The sequence below is a fragment of the Sphingobacterium paucimobilis HER1398 genome (assembly GCF_000416985.1).
In the GTDB taxonomy this organism is placed as follows: Bacteria; Bacteroidota; Bacteroidia; order Sphingobacteriales; family Sphingobacteriaceae; genus Sphingobacterium; species Sphingobacterium paucimobilis.
Window position 1 is genome coordinate 1 of record NZ_ATDL01000005.1, and the last position, 23201, is coordinate 23201.

Annotated in this window: 20 protein-coding genes and 1 tRNA gene; 12 read left to right on the forward strand and 9 right to left on the reverse strand. The window is 40.5% G+C overall.

What is annotated here, in order from left to right:
- The coding region (locus M472_RS27840) for a protein-disulfide reductase DsbD family protein (RefSeq protein ID WP_021069129.1) at positions 1-1718 on the reverse strand (1718 nt) is incomplete at its 3' end.
- Positions 1719-1843: 125 nt separating this feature from the next.
- Positions 1844-2920, reverse strand: coding sequence for a PLP-dependent cysteine synthase family protein (locus tag M472_RS27845; protein ID WP_021069130.1), 1077 nt, complete (start codon positions 2918-2920; stop codon positions 1844-1846).
- A gap of 203 nt (positions 2921-3123) precedes the next feature.
- On the opposite strand from M472_RS27845, the gene M472_RS27850 reads away from it, so the two are divergent.
- Positions 3124-3582: an Lrp/AsnC family transcriptional regulator gene (locus tag M472_RS27850; protein ID WP_021069131.1), complete on the forward strand. Its 459-nt coding sequence runs from the start codon at positions 3124-3126 to the stop codon at positions 3580-3582.
- 27 nt (positions 3583-3609) lie between these two features.
- Positions 3610-3978: an ArsC/Spx/MgsR family protein gene (locus tag M472_RS27855; RefSeq protein ID WP_021069132.1), complete on the forward strand. Its 369-nt coding sequence runs from the start codon at positions 3610-3612 to the stop codon at positions 3976-3978.
- 63 nt (positions 3979-4041) lie between these two features.
- On the opposite strand, the gene M472_RS27860 is transcribed toward M472_RS27855, so the two are convergent.
- Complete coding sequence (locus M472_RS27860; protein WP_021069133.1) at positions 4042-4668, reverse strand: hypothetical protein; 627 nt, start codon at positions 4666-4668, stop codon at positions 4042-4044.
- 327 nt (positions 4669-4995) lie between these two features.
- Here M472_RS27860 and M472_RS27865 point away from each other — a divergent pair, with 327 nt between their 5' ends.
- From M472_RS27865 to M472_RS27890, 6 genes are all read left to right on the forward strand, one after another.
- Positions 4996-5598: an RNA polymerase sigma-70 factor gene (locus M472_RS27865; protein ID WP_021069134.1), complete on the forward strand. Its 603-nt coding sequence runs from the start codon at positions 4996-4998 to the stop codon at positions 5596-5598.
- 96 nt (positions 5599-5694) lie between these two features.
- On the forward strand, positions 5695-6879 hold the full coding sequence (locus tag M472_RS27870) for a FecR family protein (RefSeq protein ID WP_021069135.1): 1185 nt from the start codon (positions 5695-5697) through the stop codon (positions 6877-6879).
- A 196-nt stretch (positions 6880-7075) separates the two neighbouring features.
- Complete coding sequence (locus M472_RS27875; RefSeq protein ID WP_021069136.1) at positions 7076-10441, forward strand: TonB-dependent receptor; 3366 nt, start codon at positions 7076-7078, stop codon at positions 10439-10441.
- 4 nt (positions 10442-10445) lie between these two features.
- The gene (locus tag M472_RS27880; protein ID WP_031301406.1) at positions 10446-11756 is read left to right on the forward strand and encodes a RagB/SusD family nutrient uptake outer membrane protein; all 1311 of its coding nucleotides are present in this window, start codon (positions 10446-10448) and stop codon (positions 11754-11756) included.
- A gap of 10 nt (positions 11757-11766) precedes the next feature.
- Entirely contained in the window at positions 11767-12687 is a 921-nt protein-coding gene (locus tag M472_RS27885) for a phosphodiester glycosidase family protein (protein ID WP_081643094.1), read from the forward strand.
- A 10-nt stretch (positions 12688-12697) separates the two neighbouring features.
- Positions 12698-14035, forward strand: a complete 1338-nt coding sequence (locus tag M472_RS27890; RefSeq protein WP_158499874.1) for an NHL repeat-containing protein — start codon at positions 12698-12700, stop codon at positions 14033-14035.
- A 103-nt stretch (positions 14036-14138) separates the two neighbouring features.
- Here the strand turns inward: M472_RS27890 and M472_RS27895 are convergent, their stop codons facing one another.
- Positions 14139-14636: an SMI1/KNR4 family protein gene (locus M472_RS27895; protein WP_144062641.1), complete on the reverse strand. Its 498-nt coding sequence runs from the start codon at positions 14634-14636 to the stop codon at positions 14139-14141.
- Positions 14637-14784: 148 nt separating this feature from the next.
- On the opposite strand from M472_RS27895, the gene M472_RS27900 reads away from it, so the two are divergent.
- A complete protein-coding gene (locus M472_RS27900; RefSeq protein ID WP_031301410.1) occupies positions 14785-15135 on the forward strand; it encodes a response regulator transcription factor in 351 nt (116 codons plus the stop codon).
- A gap of 89 nt (positions 15136-15224) precedes the next feature.
- On the opposite strand, the gene M472_RS27905 is transcribed toward M472_RS27900, so the two are convergent.
- The 3 genes from M472_RS27905 to M472_RS27915 all read right to left on the reverse strand — a co-directional run bounded on the left by M472_RS27905 (position 15225) and on the right by M472_RS27915 (position 16508).
- Positions 15225-15509 carry a hypothetical protein gene (locus tag M472_RS27905; protein ID WP_235049483.1) on the reverse strand — a complete coding sequence of 95 codons (285 nt, stop codon included), beginning with the start codon at positions 15507-15509 and terminating at the stop codon, positions 15225-15227.
- A gap of 215 nt (positions 15510-15724) precedes the next feature.
- Positions 15725-16075, reverse strand: a complete 351-nt coding sequence (locus M472_RS27910) for a GNAT family N-acetyltransferase (RefSeq protein ID WP_235049484.1) — start codon at positions 16073-16075, stop codon at positions 15725-15727.
- 359 nt (positions 16076-16434) lie between these two features.
- Positions 16435-16508 (reverse strand) — tRNA-Pro (locus tag M472_RS27915).
- 302 nt (positions 16509-16810) lie between these two features.
- Here M472_RS27915 and rplS point away from each other — a divergent pair.
- The 3 genes from rplS (at position 16811) to yidC (ending at position 20880) form a co-directional block, all read left to right on the forward strand.
- Positions 16811-17161 carry a 50S ribosomal protein L19 gene (gene rplS, locus M472_RS27920; RefSeq protein WP_021069144.1) on the forward strand — a complete coding sequence of 117 codons (351 nt, stop codon included), beginning with the start codon at positions 16811-16813 and terminating at the stop codon, positions 17159-17161.
- Positions 17162-17401: 240 nt separating this feature from the next.
- Positions 17402-19018, forward strand: a complete 1617-nt coding sequence (locus M472_RS27925) for a CTP synthase (RefSeq protein WP_021069145.1) — start codon at positions 17402-17404, stop codon at positions 19016-19018.
- 59 nt (positions 19019-19077) lie between these two features.
- Positions 19078-20880 carry a membrane protein insertase YidC gene (gene yidC / locus M472_RS27930; protein WP_021069146.1) on the forward strand — a complete coding sequence of 601 codons (1803 nt, stop codon included), beginning with the start codon at positions 19078-19080 and terminating at the stop codon, positions 20878-20880.
- Between the two features lie 40 nt (positions 20881-20920).
- On the opposite strand, the gene M472_RS27935 is transcribed toward yidC, so the two are convergent.
- Together M472_RS27935 and M472_RS27940 are read right to left on the reverse strand one after the other, a co-directional pair.
- Complete coding sequence (locus M472_RS27935) at positions 20921-21709, reverse strand: M48 family metallopeptidase (protein ID WP_031301411.1); 789 nt, start codon at positions 21707-21709, stop codon at positions 20921-20923.
- Positions 21710-21801: 92 nt separating this feature from the next.
- The gene (locus M472_RS27940) at positions 21802-23151 is read right to left on the reverse strand and encodes an acyl-CoA dehydrogenase family protein (protein WP_021069148.1); all 1350 of its coding nucleotides are present in this window, start codon (positions 23149-23151) and stop codon (positions 21802-21804) included.
- Between the last annotated feature and the right edge of the window lie 50 nt (positions 23152-23201).

Consider the following 23201-nt stretch of genomic DNA (forward strand, 5'->3'; position numbering starts at 1 on the left):
TTTGCTTTGAAAGCGTCGATACCCGATTGTAGGAAAGCTCCATACTTCTCGATATCGTAGATGGCACCGCTTGTCGGAACCAACAGCTCTCCCTCGTTGTCCAAAAGGGCATACAGAGGTTGTGAGTTACTTTCAAATTTGGTAATCTGAAAATCAGCATTGCGCTTGCTCACCGTATTGATAGTCTTGCCTGTTTTGTCAGACACATAGTGCTCGCTTTCTGGAAGCGTCAACACCTTGTCATCCACATACAGCTCGACCAAAATGAATTCGTTATTGAGCATTGCCCTGATCTTCGGACTGCTCCATACCTCAGCCTCCATCTTACGACAGTTGACACAGTTCCAGCCCGTGAAGTCCACCAACAACGGCTTCTTCTGTTCCTTTGCTGCTGCCAGCGCTTCGTCGTAATCGTAGTACGGATCCAATCCTTTGATCGTCGACTTGCTGTGGAAATAGGTATAATGCTTACGGCTATTGGCATCCGCTCCGCCTGTATGTGCCGGGCCAGCGGCGCTCAATGTCAGATTGTTCAGGTCAAAATCCTGTGTTCCGATCGGAGGAAGGAAGGCCGAGATCGCTTTCAAAGGCGCTCCCCATAATCCAGGAACCATGTACACCACGAAAGAGAACACCAAGATGGCGATCATCGTGCGCGGAATGGACAGGAACTGTAATGGACTGTCGTGTGAGAACTGGATCTTGCCGATCAGGTAGAGTCCCAAAAGTCCGAATATCACGATCCACAGGGCCAGGTACACCTCACGGTCCAGGAAGTTCCAGTTGTAGGCCAGATCCACGTTGGAAAGGAATTTAAGCGCTAATGCCAATTCCAGGAATCCCAGAACGACCTTCACACTGTTCAACCAACCGCCCGATTTAGGCATGGACTTCAACATCGAAGGGAACATGGCGAACAATACGAAAGGAACAGCCAAAGCAATGGAGAATCCCAACATACCGATCGCAGGGCCAAGGCGCTCACCGCGTGTCGCAGCTTCGACCAATAAAGTACCGATAATCGGTCCTGTACAGGAGAAAGACACCACTGCCAGACTCGCCGACATAAAGAACAGACCGATCAATCCCCCCTTGTCCGACTGCGCATCGATCTTGTTGACAAATGAACTCGGAAGTGTGATCTCGAAAGCACCCAAGAAAGATGCGGCAAAAACAACCAATAACAGGAAGAAGAAGAAGTTGAAGATACCGTTTGTAGACAGTTCATTCAATGCTTCGGGGCCAAATGCAATCGTAATCAACATACCTAAGGCAACGTAGATTACGATGATAAAGACGCCATAAAGAAAGGCCTGTGATATCGCCTGCGAACGGCTTCCGGATTTCTTGGTAAAGAAACTCACCGTAAGCGGTACCATTGGGAAAATACAAGGCATAAAGAATGCCGCAAAGCCCCCCAAAAGACCGGCAATAAATATGCCCCACATGGACTTGTCCTCGCCGTCGGCACCTGCTGGAGTAACTGCCCCCGCTGTATCATTGGATATCGATGTACTGTCGACCTGGCTTTGGCCACTGTCCTGTCCGTCTGAAAAAACAAGATCATCAGGAACAGCACTAAGCTGCGAACTGTCAGATGCCGCTCCATCCGTGAATGAAACATCGCCAAAATCGACCAGACTATCCACCTCCTGGCCAATAGCTATACCAGAAAACAACAGCAATGAAACAGCAAAAACATATAATAATGCTTTCATAATTTTAGTTTAAAGGGATTAGTTTTTAATAAACCAATTTAAGTGAGGCTCACCGGGACTCGAAGATCCCGGCTTACCACACAAACACAAACAACACCTAAATAAATTTAGGCTGAAACAAATCTTTATAATATGTTCGAACCGAACAAAGGTTTCTCCAATCTTGCAATCGGTTGGAAACCTGAAAAATCTAAATCTGTAGAAATATATCCTTCTTTTACAGGTTGTTCTTTAACAAGGTCTGTACTCAAATATTTCTTATTATCATCACATAGCAAGGTAACAACAACCGCATCATCACCTAACTCTTCTTTCAACTTGATCGCTCCAATTACATTGGCTCCCGAAGAGATACCAACTGCCAAGCCCAATTGACCTGCTAATTTTTGCGCCATAATAATAGAATCGCCGTCTGAAGCACAAACAACTGAGTCCAGTTCATCCAACTTAACGATCGCAGGGATAAACTCATCAGAGATACCTTGAATACGGTGTGCTCCAACTTTATAACCTGTTGTAAGTGTAGGGCTTTCCTGAGGCTCTAATGGATGTATTTTGACTGCGGGGTTATAGTTTTTCAACTGTTTGCCCACACCCATCACTGTACCACCAGTACCAACACCAGCGACGAAAGCATCTGCTACCAAGCCTTTGCTAGCTAACTGCAAGGCAATCTCTTTACCTGTAGTCAACTCATGAGCCTCTGCATTGTATTCGTTCTCAAATTGTCTTGGCAAAAACACACCACCCTGTGCAGCGAGTTCTTCGCTAAGACGGATACTACCTAAGAAACCACCTTCTTCCTTACTGATCAATTGGATTTCGGCCCCCATACTTTTGATAATATCGATACGTTCTTTACTCAACCAGTTTGGCATAATGATTTTCACCTCATGTCCCAGTGCTTTACCAATAGCTGAAAATGCAATCCCTGTATTTCCACTGGTCGCTTCCACAATCATATCCTCAGGCTTGATCTGGCAATTCATATAGGCTTTATAAAGAATATACAACGCCATACGGTCTTTGATACTACCAGTAAGATTATAGTTTTCACATTTCACATAAATCTTACCTGGCTTACCTTTATACACGTACTGCAATTCTAGCATAGGTGTATTTCCAACCAAACACCACAAATGCTTAAAGCGACTATCCAACTCTGGAGACAAACATTTGCTAAAAGTAGTTTCCTCTATCATTATTTATTTTAATAAATTATTTTTACAGTTATTATCCGTTTATAATATGGTCTTCATATCAAACTATGCAAAAATCTAACAAAACAAAATAATATTCAACACAATACTGATAATTCAATAATTTTTATCGAACAGCAAAAGAAAAGCAATAAAAAATACAGATTAAAATAGTAATTTAGCAGCGTCACCAAAAAAAATACGTTATGGAATTAGACCAAACAGACAGAAAGTTACTAAAACTATTACAAGAGGATGCAACTTACAGCAACAAAGAGCTGTCTTTAAAGCTACACAAATCCATAGCCGCTGTGCACGAACGAGTTAAAAAGCTTAAGGCAGCGGGTTACATTCGTAAAACAGTAGCTATTTTGGACCGCCACAAAATAGGCATTGGACTCATTTCCTTTTCACAGGTATTCTTAAAAGCGCATACCTATGAAGTTCTCAACGAATTCGAACGTGAAGTTGCTAAGTTTCCCGAAGTAATGGAATGCTACCAGATGGCGGGCTCCTATGACTTTATGCTGCGTATAGCTACTAGAGACATGGATGCCTATCATTTGTTCCTAAGGCATAAACTGGCTGTCCTCCCTCATGTAAATACGGTACAGACTTATTTTGTATTGTCGGAAACGAAAAGCGAGACTGCTTACTCTTTTTAATATATTTTAACACCATATCAAAGTCAAATGAGCAAAGCTCTCCACATTAGCATATACCACAACAACAGCTGCAGCAAGAGCCGCTCTGCATTGGAATTACTGACAAAAGAGCAGGCGAACGTAGACATCATTCCTTATCTGGAACATCCTCTGAATAAAGAAGAACTAACGCGTATCTTACAAATCCTACAATTAAAGCCGCTAGAATTAATCCGCACAAAAGAACCGTTGTTCCAGGAGAAATTTGCCAGCAAATTATTATCCGATGAAGAATGGATAGATGTATTACTCTTATATCCTATATTGATGGAACGCCCTATTGTCATTAAGGGGAATAAAGGGGTAATTGCACGTCCTACAGAACGTATTTATGACATATTGGACCAAGAAGACTGAAAACACGAAAGAAGGAGCCGTTATGGCCCCCTCTTTACGGAACAGTATTAAAACAAAGCAACCTTAGTTTTTCTTAAATTCTTTTAAGCTACCATCTGCATTAAAATACCCCGAGTACTGACCACGCGAACCTTGTACTCCGGTTATCCATTGCCCACTTTGGTGCATCACATTTAGATTATAGTAGATATGGCCATCGATTTTGGCACCTTCCACCTCTTTGGATTGTTCCTCCACCTGCTTATAAATATCAGCTACCGTCTCAAATTTGAGCGTACTCAATGAAAATACATTGGCAGACATATCGCCATCGCCCGAAATCTGCACCGCCTGAGGCTCTTGCCACTTGCCACCTTGGAATAGGTAATCATCGATATTTTCAGGTTTATCGGGATCCTGAAGAGCCAATTGTACACGACCATCCTCATAGAAGTGAATATTCTGGAACACCTTAACATCTTTACCTTTGAATTTAGGCATATCCTTCAATTCCGCTTCTGCTTTTTTCAATGCATCCCGATTGGTCAGAAAATTACCTCCCTGCTCTGATTCGCCTTTGTCGGATGCGGACCCGCTCTTTCCAGCCTCTTCTGTAGTCTGCGCATTATTCTCCGTCTTTTTATTGTTCTCTCCACAGGCTGCAAAAAGCAACGAAGAAAGCACTGCGATTGTCAATAGTTGTTTTTTCATTTTTTATATTTTTTAGTTTTAAACGCTTTGATGAATTCTATTGTTGAATTACAAAAGCAAAACTAAGGAGACAATGCAAGGAAAAGAATCCCCGAAACCAGTGGTTTTATCGAAATCAGCACCTTGACAAAACCACCTCTCTAACATTGTACCACAGCTAGGCATTACCATGGGAGATATTTGGAATATCACTTCTTTCCAAAAGAATCTATACCCAGTGGTGTTAAGTAGATATTAAATTCTTACTATCTCATTGAAAAGATTACTATTATTGAAGTTGTTTTGCTATTATTGGAGCGAGTTTCTATAAATTAATTCAAATATACGATGGCCATCCGTCCTTTATTCAACGAACAGGAATTATTAGCAAAAACTGCTAAGGGAGACCATTATGCTTTTAAAAAACTGTACGAACATTATCACAAAAATGTTTATACTTTTTCACTGTGGTATCTTAAATCAGAAGCAGACGCTGAAGAGGTCGTACAGGAAACGTTTCTTAAATTATGGTTAATGGGCGAGGCACTAACAGGGTTAGAAAATCTTCAAAAATACCTATGCACCATTGCTGGGAACAAATCTCTTGATATGCTTCGTAGTCGGGCAAGACGATTAAAAACCAGCACTTATTTAGACGATGAAAACAACCAACCCTTCCACAACGAGACCGAAGAAAGCATCTTACTAAAAGATTTCAAATCATTATTAAACGAAGCTGTTACACGCTTGCCTACACAACAAAGACGAGTCTACCAGCTCTGCAAAGAACAAGGATTTAAAAACGATGAGGTCGCCAAACAATTGAACCTATCTCCTCTAACTGTTCGAACGCACATGAAACTAGCTTTACGCTTTGTACGGAACTATATAGAAAAGCATTCAAATAGAGCCTCTCTACTGCTCATCATACCTATCTTGAAAATTTTTTAATTTTCTCATTACCCACTTTCTCTCTTTGTAACGTCCTACTGTTAAAACCACAACACAAGAAATCATCAAATTTAGGAGGCGATGTAAAGATTCATTATGGTAGACAAAGAAAAAATAGCGTATCTACACCAACAATATTTGCAAGACAGTCTTACAGCTGCAGAACTGCAAGATTGGATCCATACCTTATCAATTCCGGAAAACCAACCTTATTTGCAGGAATTAGTGTATGGCACATGGGACGGCATGAACAACGAAGATGGCACAAACTTGAGAGATAACCGTTCAGAAGAAATCTTCAACGAAATCACAAAACAGTCTCCTATAGTCACTAGGCCTATTATTCTATGGCGTCGTATCGTTGCAGCCGCATCTATAATTATTTCCATCACCATAGGGGGCTATTATTATCAATCTAAAAACACAAACAAACAGCCATTGAGTTATGATACATACGCAAATGATGCTGCTCCAGGCAAAACCAGTGCAACGTTAACACTTGCAAATGGAAAAAAAATAAAATTAACGGGTGCGGCAAATGGCACGCTGGCACAAGAAGCTGGTGTTATCATCACTAAAACAACAGACGGCCAAGTCATCTATGAAATTACTGGAAGCAATACTGATTCTGACAATATCAATGAATTGGCTACAGTAAATGGAGAAACCTATAGATTACGCTTACCAGATGGAAGTGAAGTTTGGTTAAATGCATCCTCTTCACTAAAGTATCCTGCTAATTTCACGGCTCTAAATGAACGCAGAGTACAACTAAAAGGTGAAGCCTATTTCGAAATAGCAAAGAACAAACAAAAACCATTCGTCGTACAAAGTACCGGCCAAGAAGTCAGGGTACTGGGCACCCATTTCAACGTGAATGCCTATAGCGACGAAAACGAAATTAAAACCACCCTACTTGAAGGTATCGTACGCGTGTCTTCCCTTAAAAGCCAAATATTATTAAAACCGGGGGAACAATCTATTTTTCAAAATGAAAAAATTGAAGTGACCAGCACAGATATTGAAAGTGCAACTGCATGGAAAAACGGACTCTTTATGTTCAACAACGAGAACCTTGCGTCTGTAATGCGTAAAATAAGCCGTTGGTACGATCTAGACGTTAAATATGAGGACAAAAGTCTAGAAAACCTTCCGTTTGAAGGGAGCATCACTCGTTTTTCTAACGTATCAAAAGTTTTAAGAATGCTCGAGCTAACAAAACTTGTGAAATTCAAATTAGAAGGCAAAACAGTGACTGTATACTCAACAAAAAAACAATAACAATATATATAACAATTCAACCAATACATTAAACCGATTAATAACATGGACTAATACCACACAAGCGCAAAGGAGTATAAAAGTGAAAAGGAGCGCTGGTAACGCCCCTTTTGCTGCTCTTAAATCTTCTCCCAACAAGGTTGGGCCGAACGAACTGTGACGAAACAATTAATTCAAAATTTAAAAACGAACTCAAATGTATAAAATATACTGGAAGAATTTTATGCGGTTGCCCCGCTATATCCCTAAAATATGGAGAATTATGAAACTCACGACAATATTTTTATTGTGTACATTCTTGCAGCTTAGCGCAAAAAGCTCCTTTAGTCAAACGATCACTCTAAAACACAGCAATATCAATCTTGCTGATGTTTTTAAAGAAATCCGAAAGCAGACTGGCTATAATGTATTATGGTCCCCTAAACACGTAAATAAGGAACTGAAAGTCAACACTAATTTCACCAATACCAGCTTAGACGAAGCTCTAGTTAAAACTTTGAATCAGGTAAACCTCACTTTTACCATAGAAGATAAAAACATCGTTATTACACCAAAAGAACGCCCAACAAACAACACTCCTGCTTCAAGGGTTATCGTTACAGGCAGGGTAACTGATGAAAAAGGCAATCCTCTCTCTGGTGTCAGTGTAAAGATAAAAGGATCAACACAAGGCACTGCGACAACGGCGGACGGTAAATTTTCGATTTCAGAGTCTTCAGAGAATATGACTCTGATATTTAGCTACATGGGATTCACTACACTTGAAATAGCAGTTGGGACAGGAACAGAAATTAACGTTATTCTAAAAGAGGCGAGCAAATCGCTTAACGAGATTACAGTAATTGGATACGGGACTCAGAAAAAAAGCGATGTAACAGGCTCTATCAGCACTTTCAAGCCTACCGAACAAAACTCTAGACCTGTGTTAGGCCCCGAACAAATGTTACAAGGTAGAGTAGCTGGCGTAAACATTTCTTCGGGTTCTGGAACGCCAGGAGGTCAAAACAGGGTTAGCATCCGTGGAATAGGCTCTTTAACAGCTAATAACGAACCTTTATATGTCATAGATGGTATACCTGTAGTAAAGCAAAATGCCGCATTAATTAACATGGGGGAAAATATGGGAGTCTTGGCCCAATTAAATCCAAATGACATCGAATCCGTAGAAGTACTAAAAGATGCAGCCGCTGCTGCTATCTATGGGTCTAGAGCCACAAACGGTGTAATCATTATCACCACTAAAACTGGTAAAAAGGGAGTTTCCTCTTTTCATATAGATTATACTCAAGGTATCCAAGATATCCCTAAAGCAAACAGGTTAAAAATGGCAAGTTCAGATCTATACCTCGAGGTAGTCAATGAAGGGATAGATAACTATAACACCCAGTTTGGCTACACCCCAGGTATGGCAAATTATATGGAGCACAAATACAATCCCTATCAAAGCTTACCGGATACCGACTGGTTTGACTTGGTAACCAGGACAGCAGGCTATAAGAATCTTAATGCTTCTGCCAGCAGTGGTACAGATAAAACAGATTTTTTCTTCTCGGCAGGATATACTGATCAAGAAGGTATTATCAAAAGCAGCAGAATGCAGAAGTTCAACTCTAAGCTAAATGTGGGACACAAGGTGACAGACTGGATGAAAATATCATCCAACTCTAATCTAAGTTATTCAAAAAACAACCGCGTACCTGGTTCAAACCTAGGTTCTACAGTTTTTGGAAGAGCTATACCACAACGTCCATTTGACCGCGTGTACAAACCCAATGGAGACTATTATATTGGGGGAACTGAAGATTTGCTATATCACAATCCTATACAAATATTGGACGAAGCTGATGTTAAATTAAACAACTACAGATATTTAGGAAACATCTCCTCTGATATAAACATTGCCAAAGGCCTAGTCTTTAAGACTATGTTAGGAGTCGATGCGTTATACACTGTAGATTTTCAACATTATCTAGACACACATCCATACGGCGTAGGGATAGGAAAAATTTCAGATGGAAGGAGACTATCGACTAACCTTATCAACGAAAACTTCTTTACCTATAATAATTCCTTCAAGTCTATAGATTACTCCTTGTTATTGGGACAATCATTCCAAAAAACAACAACATCAGCATCATCTATAGATGGACAAGGCTTCCCGAGTTCATCCTACAAGGAACTTTCAGTAGCAGCAGAGATTGCTAATGCCTCAACCTCCAATTCAGACAACACATTGATGTCATACTTTTTCAGAAGTAACTTCTCTCACCAAGGTAAGTATCTATTAAGCTTATCTCTACGGGCTGATGGTTCATCCAAATTTAGTCCGGAAAATAGATGGGGATATTTCCCTTCTGTTTCTGCCGGATGGAATATTGTAAAAGAAGACTTCTGGAACCTTCCTGCAATCAATCAACTTAAATTAAGAACAAGTTATGGTGCAACTGGCAATCAAGACGGAATAAGCAGTTACGCTTATCAGGCATTAATGTCTGGAGGCAAAAACTACAATAACCAAAGTGGCATTGGAAATACGGCAGCTGGAAACCGAGACTTGACCTGGGAAACCGCACAGCAATTCGATGCTGGGCTAGATATTGCTATTCTACAAGGAAAAATGAGTTTTACAGTAGACTATTTCATCAAGAATACCAACAACTTACTCTACAGTAAACCACTGCACGGAACGACTGGTTTTAGCAGCATTATTAGCAATATCGGCTCAATGCGTAACAATGGTATAGAATTCACTATTCATGGAGACACCAATTTTGGTAAACTCAACTGGTCATCCGATTTCAATATATCTTCAGTAAAAAACAAACTGACTTCTCTATTGGGAGATGAACCTATATTTGACAACAACCGGGTTTTGAAAGTAGGTGAAGAAATAGGTAGCTTTTACCTTTACAAGATGCTTGGTGTATACCAAAAAGACAGCGATGTACCCGCTTCCTTATACACCAACAACAATATAAGAGCAGGAGACATCATTATAGAAGATGTAGATGGAAACGGCATAATAGACGTCAATGATCGACAGATAATAGGCTCTAGTAACCCAAAGTTTTATGGGGGTTGGAACAACACATTCCGTTACGGACAATTTGATCTCACTATGTTTTTAACATTCTCCCTTGGAAGTGATGTCTTCAAAAGTGCAGAAATGCAACAAATAGAGCGTATTGGAGGTTTATTCAACATTTTAGAGGGAGCTGCTTATAACAGATGGACTTCCGAAGGCAGCACGAATGAGTATCCTAGAGCTATCTATGGCAGCACATGGAATCATCAGAATACCACAAGGTTTTTGCACGACGGATCCTTCATCAGATTACGATCCCTAATGTTGGGGTACACCCTTCCATCCGCAGCGTTGAGCAAACTAAAAATCAAAGACTTAAGATTATACATACAGGCAGACAACCTAGCTCTATTCACAAAATACCCTGGCATGGACCCTGAAGTGAGCAGTGGCTTTGATCCGCGGTATTTTGGTGTAGACAATATGATACTACCTCAGCCCCGTATAATAAATTTCGGTTTAAACCTAAAAATCTAACACAATGAAACTTAAGATATTTTTCAGTATTTGCACAGCAGTAATGCTGACTTTATCCTCCTGTAAGGATGTCCTGAATCTTTATCCTACATCGGCGGTCACTCCCGGAAACATTACCGAAAAGGATATCGTCCCATTAACCAATGGCATCTACAATACCGCTCAAAACAATGCTGGATCGGAATCGTACATACTTTTTGATCTCGTCGGAGGTAATTTAATAAATTCTTCTGCAGGTTCGGGATCAGCTATTATTCCTTTCATCGAAAACATATTACGTCCTGAAAATGGCATATTGAAAACTGGGTGGAATGGATACTATCGAGCTATCTACTATGCCAACACCGCTATACAATCTGTAGAAGATCTTCCCTCCTCTACAAATAAAAATACATTATTAGGAACAGCGTATTTTTTCAGGGCGCTGACATACTACAATCTAGTGACTCGCTGGGGAGGGGTTCCGCTGCTTACTGTCACCTCCGATGCAAAAATCCCTAGAAATTCGGAAGCTGAAGTATGGACACAGATTGAGCAAGATTTGTCGTTAGCAATGCAACTGCTCCCCTCGTTTAATAGAGCAAAAGCAAAATCATACTTCTATGTTTCAAGCGAAGCTGCCAAAGCGTTAATGGCTAGAGTAAAACTGATGCGTGGAGACAAACCTACTGCTGCAATACTAGCAGAAGAGATCATTACCTCAGGCACCTTCCAATTAGACGATTACTCCAAAATATTCCGCGGGCAAGATAATACAGAAACAATCTTTTCATTCGCCAATATATTGGAAGAAAGCAGTGTAAACCTCAGTGGCCAGTTTTTTTATACTTACTCCCACTCGACAGGAGGCTCTTATGTATACAAACCGACGAACGAAGCTATGAATTTATACACTTCTGGTGACAACCGAAAAGATTACTCGGCTACTACTTACAATAGTTTAAACATTGTCAATAAATTTCCAAGCGGACAGGCAGGAAGAGACCCTTTAATTATCATCCGCCTTTCAGAAATGTTTCTAATCAGCGCAGAGGCCAAGGGCCATATTAATGGCATAGGGAGACTTAATGATCTACGCTCAAAACGAGGCCTCACAACTACTACAACAGCTAATGAAACCCACTTTCTAGATCTTATTCTAGAAGAAAGAAGAAAGGAACTTTATGCTGAGGGCTTCAGGTATTATGACTTGGTCAGAACAAATAGGCTGACATCCACACTGGGGATTAGTGATCATTATAAAAAATTCCCGATTCCATCAGATGAGCTGATGTTAAACAATCAATTGGAACCAAACGAAGGTTATTCTAACTAATAATAAAAAAATGGAAAAGTTAATCCTACTATACTTGTCTTTATCAACTGTTTTCTTTTCATGCGATAAAAAAGAACATACAGTGACAATCGATACAGAACCGACAACAGAACTTGTTCAACAGCTAAAAAACAAAACAAACCTCATCTCTCGGGTATATTCGGACAGCCTAATGCACATCGCTAACGGTGTGGATGAAATTGATGTACACTACTTGTCTATGAACGGATACACCACAAGAGCGTTTATCTTACGTGTAGATCTAAATGTAGCTGGCAACACGATAATCCCTGTAACTGCTTATGGAGCAGAAGACCCGACGACCTTTCAACCCGTACGAGATATGCTGAGTTTTGCCAATGTTCCAGATGGAAAAAAAATAGTCGGCGCCGTAAATGGAGATTTCTTTGATGCAGCTAAAAAACCAATGAGCGTAGTCCATCTGGATGGAAAAATCATCAAATCGACCATGACCTATGACTATTTAACCTTTTTAGGGTTTACCGCAACAGGTAATCCAATCATGGGCGGAATAGATGAATACACCTCACACAAGAACGGTCTTTACAATGCTATTGGCGGGTTCCACAGGCTCGTTAAAGAAGGAGCAGTAACCACCAGTCCAGATTTAACTTCGTTGAGCAGCAGCAGACACCCCAGAACTGCGGCTGGCTACACAAAAGATAATATCTTGTACTTTGCCGTAGTAGATGGTCGGAAATTCGACTATTCTAATGGATTGACTATACCCGATTTAGCCCAATTCATGTATGGCCTAGGATGTGAGGAAGCTATTAATTTAGATGGTGGCGGATCCTCTACATTTATTATCCGTCACCCAAAATCCGCAACATATCAAGTCCGTAACCGCGTAAGTGATGGCTACGAACGTAGCGTTGGAAATGGCTGGGTTATATTGAGTAATAACTAAAATGATTTATATGAAAACGAACATATTTATAATAACATGTTTTTTATTCCTAGGGGCATTGATAATGAGCAGCTGCAACAAGAGTGAAGAACGGCTTAAAGGAGTAACAAAACAAAACGTCGTTTCTTCTTTTCCACAAACAGGATTCGAAGAGGATATATTTACAGTGTATGGTAATAACCTGAACAATTCCTCCATAAGGATTACATTTAACGACAAGGATCTTAACATCATAGAAAAATACAACGACAAAGTTCTTGCAGTGATACCCGGAAAAGAAAATGCCAATGAAGCCCAGGTAAAAGTATACATGAACAGCGAGCTAGTCCTCTCTTCAGTATTTACCTATGATGTGAAAGAATTGCTTTACAAAGTTATCACTTATGCAGGAACAGGAGAAAGGGGATTCTTAGACGGACCACTTTTATCAGCCAAGCTCTGGTATTGTGAAGGGGTTGAGTATGACAACTTGGGCAATCTCTATATTGCGGACAGAGATAATAACACCGTACGTAAAATAGCAAAAAACAGCGACGAGATCACCACATTACTAGGTAACAACCGATTGTCGGGCTACATAAATGGTCCTGCAAATATAGCTAGACTCAATTATCCATGGAAAATAGCTGCTGATAACAATGGAAATATCTTTGTCGCAGACGGAGGAAACAGTGCCATACGAAAAATCGATAATTCAGGCAATGTCACGACATATGCTGGAACAAATTCGCCTGGCCTAGTGGACGGTACTACTACCACGGCAAGGTTTAAACGACCTGTGGATGTAATCTTTGATAAAACAGGAAACCTATACGTAGCCGACGACAACAACCACGTTATACGGAAAATCAGTACAGACGGAACTGTCACTACTCTTGCAGGAAATGGTACGCCAGGATATGCTGATGGCAGTAAATCAGTATCTAGACTAAACCTTCCATCGGGTTTAGCTCTTGACGATTCGGGAAATCTATATATTGCAGATAGAATGAACAACAGGATCCGAAAACTATCTCCGGATGGAACACTCTCCACACTAGTTGGTACTACTGCAGGATCTATAGATGGACCATTTACAACAGCTACCATTAATCAACCCTATGGTATCGCCTACCATAAGGCAGAAAACAGTCTGATCATTGCTGAACTAGGGGGACATAAGATTAGAAAAATAGATTTAACAGAACAAGTCGTTACCACTATTGCAGGTTCTACACAAGGCTTTGCGGATGGCTACGGAACCTCCGCAAAATTCAATCAACCAACAGATGTCACAATAGATCCCGAAGGAAATATTGTGGTGGCAGATTTAACTAACAGCAGAATTAGAAAAATTATAAAGAAGTAGTTTACTACCTTTTGCTTTATCACTCAAAACCAAGCGACGAAATTATCACCCTTCTCTTCTACGTGGTAACATTCGTTGCTTGGTTTTATCGAAATTCCCCTAATTAAGCGAAGAGGTATTGATATTTTTCAGCCAGCTGCCCTGCTTTCAAAGCTTCCATAAACACCAAAAAACTATCCGCAACCCATTCTACCTCTTCATAATCGGGTTCTTCTCCAAAATAGATTTTTCCAAGATTGCGATCTCCCACTCCCATCGAGAAATGACTATACCCATTTTTGACAGAAAGCACTATCGGAATATGCTGGTTCCAAAAATCGCGCACTTGCTCCTGACCAACCGTATCCCCATCAAAAGCTACTAAGGATTGCTGCTCGAATTCGTCCCAACGAAACCCGCCTTCTTCTTTACCGTTGAAATCCCCAGCACTATTGAACCAAGTCGTATCCGATTTATTAGAGAGCAACGAAAAGGATTCCACAAAATCAGCATACTCCCTTGGCAACTTGGGATATCGACTTAAAAACTGTTCCGACAGTCGTACTGTCGGAACAGTTTTTGCATTATGATTCGGAAAAAGGTGTAAATAATCTTGTAGCATAGAAACGAAAAAATAGAATACCATAAAAACATCGTAAGAAACAAAAAAGTCAGCAAAAGTTGTACAATCCCATTATATTTTTCTAATGTTGAGATTTTTTCGACAAATAAAAAGCAAATTCGCTAACGAAAACAGCAGATACATCGCTATGAATATTCTTTTGGTAGAAGATGAAGTTCGGGTTGCCGAATTTATAAAAAAGGGACTGCATGAGGCTGGACACCAAGTACAGGTCGCCTATGACGGGGCTACTGGCTTAAAACTAGCTATGGAACAAGATTTTGACTTGCTTATTTTAGACGGCATACTCCCCCATCTAAACGGGACAGAAATATGCAAGCACGTACGGAGGCTCAAAACAGATGTTCCCATTTTGATGCTGACAGCCCTTAGTACCATCCAAGATAAAATCGAAGGCTTCAATTGCAGAGCCGACGATTATCTGACCAAGCCTTTTCATTTTGAAGAGCTATTGGTGCGGATCAAAGCATTGTCCTGACGCAAGTTCAACATTTCCGTATATATACATGTTAAGGTATCGCCATCACCTCTGATGTGCGGTACCTATTTTTGGTTGTCAGCCATAGCCTACCGGATAGGACTATTAAATAGCGCTCCTATTTTAAATCCGGAACAAATGATATATCCCATCGTAACTCCTATTATCGAAGCCAAGATATCTTTATAGTCGAAGATATTGCTTTTAAATACACTTCCTTGAATCAACTTATATCCAATAAGACCAATTGCCGCAAATAAAGCATACACCTTTAAGGATACTTTCTGATACTGAACATAATAAAAAAGTATGATAATAAGTTTTGCAAAAAAAATTGGGAGAAGAGTCTGCAATCCCAAAATCATTAATCTCATTGGAATAAATATACTCCCTGTAAATAGATTTAAATAGAATGGCTATGATGGAGAGCAAAACTATTACTAGCCATAAATATTTCGTATCGGAAAAAGACCTAAACTTCATTGGTAAAGCGAGTTATTTAGTTAAAACCTATTTTTTTAAAAAATTTCCTTATTTGCTAATCTTTTTGCAAAATGTAACTTCATGCCTTCATGCGAAGCTACAAAACCTAGTTTTTCATAAAATCGAATGGCTTAGGACGCTTTTTGTCCGAAGTCAATTGCAATACATGAGCACCTTTTGCTTTGACACGCGCAATTGCCCATTGGAAAAATTGCTCACCCAAACCTTTGCCCCGAAAATCTTTATGAATACGCACGGCTTCAATCTGCGCACGAATGCCACCTCGGTACGTCAAATACTGCCAAAAACTCAGTTGCAATGTGCCAATAATTTGCCCATTTTCATTTTCAACAACGATCAATTCCTGATTCGGGTCTTTGTCAATATTCTGAAAAGCATTTGTATAAGCTTGGCAAAGTATTTTCAAAACGCTCTCTTGCTGCACCCAACGCATCATCCGCCAACATTGCAACAATCATTGGCACATCTTCTAATTTTGCTTTTCTAAAAATCATAAGTTTCTAATCTTTGTTACTTTAAAAAACAACATAAACTTAGGAAATTGAAAAACAAAAACAGGTGTTTTGTCAGTAAAACGCCTTTTAATTATTGCTAAAGTAAATTTGAGAGAAGCTAAATGTTAAGCCCGATTCAACAAGCTAATTTAGCTTTTACATTAAAACTCTGGGTGGCAGGATTGCTTCAGACCCACAGCCCCAAACACATCCATGAATCTCCTCCGGATCGAACCAAGGTTCTCATCAGCCAACCCCCTGAACGAAAAAAAGCCCTAACTTTCGTTTAGAGCTTTTTTTGTCGGGGTGGCAGGATTCGAACCTACGACCTCCACATCCCAAATGTGGCGCGATACCGGGCTACGCTACACCCCGAAAAGGTATCACCTTTAAAGTGATGCAAATATACAGCGTTTTTCAATAAAACCAAGGACTTTTTTACACCCTGCAACTAACACACTGATTTAATGCAAGATATTTTTATAAACAAAAACTGCTCTGTGTGGAAAATTATCGCACCACACTATAGCCTAGTTTACTTTTTTTTTATACCTTTGCACTCGCTTCGAGAATCGGAGTTAAATATTTTTTAAAAACATTTTTAAAATCGAAATAAAAGCTGTAATATTGCATTCCGATTTTTACAGGATATAAATCGTTTATAATTACTCAAAATCATGGATTTAGTAAAATTTGTAGAAGAACAAGCGGTAGTAAAGAATGAGATTCCCGCTTTCAAAGCAGGAGACACCATCAGTGTACACTATAAAATTCGCGAAGGAAACAAAGAGCGTGTTCAGGTATACCAAGGTGCAGTTATTCAATTAAACAGCGAAGGTACTAACGCTACTTTTACCGTTCGTAAAATCTCTAACGGTGTTGGGGTAGAACGTATTTTCCCTGTAAACTCTCCTAACATTGACAAAATTGAAATAAACAGCTACGGTAAAGTACGTCGCGCTAAGTTATTCTACTTACGTGGACTTACAGGTAAAGCTGCTCGTATCAGATCTAAACGTATCAAATAGTTTAGTACGACGAGATAGAAATATTTCAAAAAGGTTACAAAGTGATTTGTAACCTTTTTTTTTATTCGACACGCCCCCCCTCCTGCTTGTCTGCTCTCAAAAGCCTAAAATAATTTTCAATTTTATTTCTTCACAGGCCATTCCAATCCCGAAAAATATAGTATCTTTGTACCCCGTACATAAGGCAGATATTTGGGTATTGAAACCCATCATCTTTAGTAGAAAATTCCATTAATTGCTATGACTAAATACATCTTTGTTACGGGCGGCGTAACCTCGTCGTTAGGGAAAGGTATTATTGCTGCTTCCCTTGCCAAGCTTTTACAGGCACGTGGCTTTAAAGTTACCATTCAAAAGTTTGACCCCTACATCAACATCGACCCAGGTACCCTCAATCCTTACGAACATGGCGAATGCTATGTGACAGAAGACGGAGCTGAGACAGACTTGGATTTAGGTCATTATGAGCGCTTCTTAAATGTACCCACTTCACAGGCCAATAACGTCACTACCGGACGCATTTACAAACATGTAATAGAAAAAGAGCGAGAAGGTGCATACCTCGGAAAAACCGTACAGGTCATCCCACATATCACAGACGAGATAAAACGTCGCATGCAACTGTTGGGCGAAAGTGGTGAATACGACATTATCATTACAGAACTCGGCGGAACGGTAGGTGACATCGAATCCCTTCCTTTTATCGAGGCGGTACGTCAATTACGTTGGGAATTGGGCAACAATGATTCTTTGGTTATCCACCTGACACTGGTACCTTACCTTGCTGCCGCAGGTGAGCTTAAAACGAAGCCAACCCAGCATTCTGTAAAAACCCTATTAGAATATGGTGTACAACCAGATATCTTGGTCTGCCGTACCGAACATAAGCTAACACAGGAAATCCGCAAGAAACTGGCTTTATTCTGCAATGTAAACATCAACGCTGTAGTAGAGTCCATTGACGCTCCGACCATTTACGATGTTCCCTTGTTAATGCTGAAGGAGCAATTGGACAAAACGGTCTTGACCAAACTGAAATTATCGACGAAGAATGATCCTGACCTAGAAAACTGGAAAGCATTTTTAGGTCGTCTGAAAAACCCGACGACAGAAGTCAATATTGGCTTGGTCGGCAAGTACGTAGAGCTCCCTGACGCTTACAAATCGATCGTGGAGGGCTTTATTCATGCCGGATCTGCGAATGAAACGAAGGTCAAGGTAAATTTCATCGCTGCGGAAAGCATTACACCAGAAAATGTAGCCGACAAGCTAAAAGGTTTAGACGGAGTCTTGGTAGCACCAGGCTTCGGTGAGCGCGGTCTTGAAGGTAAATTAAATACCATAAAGCATGTTCGCGAGAACAAAATTCCTTTCTTCGGCATCTGCCTCGGTATGCAATGTGCTGTGATTGAATTTGGCCGCAATGTCCTAGGGTTAAAAGGCGCCAACAGTTTTGAGATGGACGAGAACACTCCTCACCCAGTAATCAATCTGATGGAGGAACAAAAGAACATCACCAATATGGGTGGTACAATGCGTCTAGGAGCATATGATTGTGACATCAAAAAAGGCACTAAGGCTTTCGCGATATATGGCAAGGCAAAAATTTCAGAACGCCACCGCCACCGTTACGAATTCAATAACGCCTATTTAAAAGATTACGAAAAAGCCGGAATGATCGCTTCGGGCTTCAATCCTGAAACGGGATTAGTGGAAATTGTTGAACTCAAAGACCATCCTTTCTTTGTCGCTGGACAATTTCACCCAGAATTAAAGTCAACCGTTGCAAATCCTCATCCACTTTTTGTTAGCTTTGTAGCCGCTTCTTTAGCGAATAAAAAAGGAGGAACAAAATAACACACTCTATTCGGGCTAAAAATCGAGAGGAGAAAATTAAAAGGATTAATTTACAATAGATGGATAGAAATAACATTATAGGGCTAGTGCTCATTTTTGCGATTTTCGCAGGTTCATTTTACCTGATGAAACCTTCTGAACAGGAAATCAAAAATGAACAGAGACTACAAGATTCATTAAAGACTGTCAAAGAAGGAAAGGTATTCAACGATACCCTAGCTTCTACTAAACCAAACGAAGTACTCGACTCGGCCTCATTGAGCAAACCTTTTGGCGCGACGAAAGTGGGCGAAGAACAATTGATCACGTTAGAAAACGAACAATTGATCGTCCAACTATCTTCAAAAGGAGGTAAAGTCAAATCTGTTCAGCTGAAAGGCGAAAAGAATTTTGATGGTTCACCACTTTATCTTTTAGAAGGTGACAACAACAACTTTGGTTTCCATTTCAACGCAGCAGGACAGAACATCAATACCAATGATCTCTTCTTTGCAGTGGGCAATTCTTCTGCCAATGCGGCATCCCTACGTTTAAAGTACAGCGAAGATCAGTATCTTGAATATAATTACACCTTACAGAACGGCTACAACCTGGGCTTACAAGTCAACGCAGTCGGTATCCAGAATCTTATCGGTGTAAATCAAAAAACAATCATTCTGGATTGGGAAGCCAATCTTCTGCGCAAAGAACAGAACATCAAATCAGAGCGGGACAAATCTTCTATTTTCTACAAAGATTCGGAAGGTTCTATCGACCACCTTTCCGAAACAAGTGATGCAGAAGAAAAAATAGAGAAAAACAAAGTAGAATGGATCGCCTTCAAACAGCATTTCTTCTCGTCTATCCTTTCGTCAAAACAAGCCTTTGAGAACACCAATCTCAAAGTGACTTATACCACACAGGATGAAGTTGTAAAAAACTACAAGACAACGGCAGAGTTGGCATTCAACGCACAATCGAACAACCACTTTGAGTTCAATTTCTTCTTTGGTCCGAATCAGTATAAGACCTTAAAAGCAGAGGGACACAATTACGAAAAAATCATCAATATGGGATGGGGTCCAATGGGCTGGATCAACAGATTCATTACCGTTCCTTTGTTTGACTTTCTGGATGGCTACCACATGAGCTACGGTATTGTTATCTTGATCTTAACCTTACTGTTGAAGGGAGCGATGTTCCCATTGACCCGCAAGTCTTACCTTTCTATGGCCAAGATGCGCGTGCTGAAACCACAGCTTGACCAGATCAAAGAAAAAGTAGGCGAAGACAATGCCATGCTATTGCAGCAGGAACAAATGAAACTGTATAAGCAAGCCGGTGTCAACCCATTGGGAGGCTGTCTTCCGATGTTATTACAAATGCCGTTTACACTTGCTTTCTTCTTCTTCTTCCCTAATCTATTTGAATTGAGAGGACAGAGCTTCCTTTGGATGAAAGATCTATCAACCTACGATACATTTATCACCTTCAGCCCTATATTCGGGATCAATCACATTTCACTGATGTGTGTCTTGATGACAGCTGTTACTTTATTGACCACTTGGTACAATAATGCTACTTCGGGAGCCACTTCAGGAATGGGCAGTCAAATGAAATACATCGGTTACATCATGCCGTTGCTATTCTTCTTCATGCTGAACAGTTTCCCTTCAGGATTAAACTACTATTACTTCTTGGGTGCCGTTTTCACCTTCTTAACGCAGTTTATCATTCGCCAGTCTATCGACGACGAAAAGATTTTGGCCAAGTTGGAGGAAAACAAGAAAAACCCTAAAGCTGCCAAGAAATCTTCTTTCCAATCTAAAATGGAAGAGATGATGAGACAGCAACAGGCTGCGCAGCAGAACAAGAAAAAATAAGCACTAATAAAAAAGGCATCTGAATCAGATGCCTTTTTTATTAGTGCTCAGGTTTCTTAAAACCATCTTTCTCTGCACGCTTAGCCATTTCCTCTACACGTTTCTGTGTATCAGGATGCGAAGAGAACAACTTCTGCGTAAAACTATCTTTACCACCTCCCGAGAGTTCCAACAAACGCTCAAATGCCATGGCCATATACCAAGGATTGACATTATTGGCTTTCAAGAACTGATAACCATATTCATCTGCCATACTCTCTTGTTTGCGTGAGAAGCTCATATTTGCAACCTGCTCTCCGACTTCGCCCAATTGCGAGTCCGACAATGCTCCAGCTGTCCCTCCTTGGGAGGAGACACCTTCTTTCAAAGCTGATGTAAGTAATGCAGTACGGAAAGCATCTTTAGAATCTTGATTCTTGACGTGTCCTATTTCATGCCCCACAACCCCCAACACCTCGTTGTCACTCATAGCTTCCATCAGCCCTGCACAAACTCGCACGCTACCGTCAGCACAAGCAAACGCATTGACATCACGCACAAGATATACTTTGAAATTGAGCTTTTGCCCATCATAGTTACTTAGACCAGCCGTCATCTTCACTAAACGTTGCGCCAATTCGTGATCTGCGGGTGCTACCGGATTATTTTTATCCATCCAATCAATATACTCTTTTGTATAAGCGATCACATCTTCGTTTGAAAGGGTTGCAGCTTTCACGGCTTTGGTAGCAGAACCGATTGACTTAGTATTAATCTTAATCTGAGCCTGCGCACCATAGGTCCCCAATCCGATAAGGGCTGCGGCCAATAAGGTTTTTGTTACTTTCATATAAAATCTATTATTCACATTTTCGTTACAATAAACATACCAAAGCCGTAAAAAACCGGAAGCAGGCTCTTCCATTTTTGAACACAATAGGACTAAACAAATGCACTAAAGCCTGTTATGCTCCTTCCTACGATTAAAGAATTTATTTCCTTGGTGCCCTCATAAGAATAAATAGCCTCTGCATCTGCTAAGAAACGAGCTACATTATACTCTAAGAGAATACCATTGCCCCCCATGACTTCTCTTGCGCGCGATACAATATCCCGCGTCCGAAGCGTACAGAATACTTTGGCCAAGGATGCATGTTCATCTTTCAACTTTCCTTCATCCTGTAGTTCCGAAAGACGAAACACCAATGTCTGCATAGCAGTCAGATTAGAAAGCATCTCTACAAGATGATTCTGAATCAATTGAAAAGACGCAATAGGCTTTCCGAACTGCTCGCGTTGCAGGGTATATGCTAATGCATTTTCGTAAGCACCACGAGCACAGCCGACAGCCATCCACGCTACGCCAGCGCGTGTCATCTGAAGAACCTTCGCTGTATCCTTAAAAGACTGCGCATGGGGAAGTCTATCCGATTCGGGCACGAGACAGTTAGTCAATGTAATAAGACCATTCTGCACAATACGCAGCGCCATTTTGCCTTTTATCTTCTCTACTGAAAAACCCGGATTGTCTTTACGCACAATAAAGCCCTTTACCTGGTTATCATCCAAGTCTCTAGCCCAAATAATCGTAATATCCGAAAAAGTAGAGTTCCCAATCCACTTCTTCTGACCATTCAGTACCCATCCTTTATTGGTACGCCTACAAGTCGTTGTTAATCCTCCAGCCGTAGCTGATCCGACCTCGGGTTCTGTCAAACCAAAAGCTCCTATTACCTTCAACTGTTGCATCTTGGGCAGCCACTCTTCTTTTTGGATATCAGAACCACACATATATATCGAGCCCATGGCCAAGCCGCTCTGTACCCCCAGGAATGTAGCAATAGAAGGATCAATACGCCCAAATTCGCTTGCAATAATACCATCCATGAGCGAAGTTCCTCCTGCACAGCCGTAACCTTGATAGACATAACCGCATACATTCAGTTCCGCCAGTTTAGGAATAATCTCAAAAGGAAATTCATCATGCAACCAATAATTGTTGACTAATGGCTTTACCTCTGCTTCCAAAAAGGAACGTACACGAAGTTGCAAGGCTCTGTCTTCAGCGGAAAGCTTTCCATCAATATTATAAAAATCAGCATCAATGGGCGGCGGATCTTTCTTTTTCTTAGTTCCTGTCAATAACTTCATCGCCATTTGAAGTTGTTTTTCATCCATTTTGCTCACTGCCCCCATTACCTCAGCCAGGTCTACTTTCTTAGATACCTTTTCAAGCTGCTCGAAATCAACTGTTTTTAACAGCTTGATAATATTCTTCATCTTTCCTAACATAAGTCGTTTTTATAGTTTAACAACATTTTTTACTTAAAATAGTTTTTTAT

What these genes read in the sequence shown, in the direction of transcription:
- M472_RS27845 (WP_021069130.1), bottom strand. Translation starts at nt 2,920, where the DNA reads ATGATAGAGGAAACTACTTTTAGCAAATGTTTGTCTCCAGAGTTGGAT.
- M472_RS27850 (WP_021069131.1), top strand. Translation starts at nt 3,124, where the DNA reads ATGGAATTAGACCAAACAGACAGAAAGTTACTAAAACTATTACAAGAG.
- M472_RS27855 (WP_021069132.1), top strand. Translation starts at nt 3,610, where the DNA reads ATGAGCAAAGCTCTCCACATTAGCATATACCACAACAACAGCTGCAGC.
- M472_RS27860 (WP_021069133.1), bottom strand. Translation starts at nt 4,668, where the DNA reads ATGAAAAAACAACTATTGACAATCGCAGTGCTTTCTTCGTTGCTTTTT.
- M472_RS27865 (WP_021069134.1), top strand. Translation starts at nt 4,996, where the DNA reads ATGGCCATCCGTCCTTTATTCAACGAACAGGAATTATTAGCAAAAACT.
- M472_RS27870 (WP_021069135.1), top strand. Translation starts at nt 5,695, where the DNA reads ATGGTAGACAAAGAAAAAATAGCGTATCTACACCAACAATATTTGCAA.
- M472_RS27875 (WP_021069136.1), top strand. Translation starts at nt 7,076, where the DNA reads ATGTATAAAATATACTGGAAGAATTTTATGCGGTTGCCCCGCTATATC.
- M472_RS27880 (WP_031301406.1), top strand. Translation starts at nt 10,446, where the DNA reads ATGAAACTTAAGATATTTTTCAGTATTTGCACAGCAGTAATGCTGACT.
- M472_RS27885 (WP_081643094.1), top strand. Translation starts at nt 11,767, where the DNA reads ATGGAAAAGTTAATCCTACTATACTTGTCTTTATCAACTGTTTTCTTT.
- M472_RS27890 (WP_158499874.1), top strand. Translation starts at nt 12,698, where the DNA reads ATGAAAACGAACATATTTATAATAACATGTTTTTTATTCCTAGGGGCA.
- M472_RS27895 (WP_144062641.1), bottom strand. Translation starts at nt 14,636, where the DNA reads ATGCTACAAGATTATTTACACCTTTTTCCGAATCATAATGCAAAAACT.
- M472_RS27900 (WP_031301410.1), top strand. Translation starts at nt 14,785, where the DNA reads ATGAATATTCTTTTGGTAGAAGATGAAGTTCGGGTTGCCGAATTTATA.
- M472_RS27905 (WP_235049483.1), bottom strand. Translation starts at nt 15,509, where the DNA reads ATGAGATTAATGATTTTGGGATTGCAGACTCTTCTCCCAATTTTTTTT.
- M472_RS27910 (WP_235049484.1), bottom strand. Translation starts at nt 16,075, where the DNA reads ATGATGCGTTGGGTGCAGCAAGAGAGCGTTTTGAAAATACTTTGCCAA.
- rplS (WP_021069144.1), top strand. Translation starts at nt 16,811, where the DNA reads ATGGATTTAGTAAAATTTGTAGAAGAACAAGCGGTAGTAAAGAATGAG.
- M472_RS27925 (WP_021069145.1), top strand. Translation starts at nt 17,402, where the DNA reads ATGACTAAATACATCTTTGTTACGGGCGGCGTAACCTCGTCGTTAGGG.
- yidC (WP_021069146.1), top strand. Translation starts at nt 19,078, where the DNA reads ATGGATAGAAATAACATTATAGGGCTAGTGCTCATTTTTGCGATTTTC.
- M472_RS27935 (WP_031301411.1), bottom strand. Translation starts at nt 21,709, where the DNA reads ATGAAAGTAACAAAAACCTTATTGGCCGCAGCCCTTATCGGATTGGGG.
- M472_RS27940 (WP_021069148.1), bottom strand. Translation starts at nt 23,151, where the DNA reads ATGTTAGGAAAGATGAAGAATATTATCAAGCTGTTAAAAACAGTTGAT.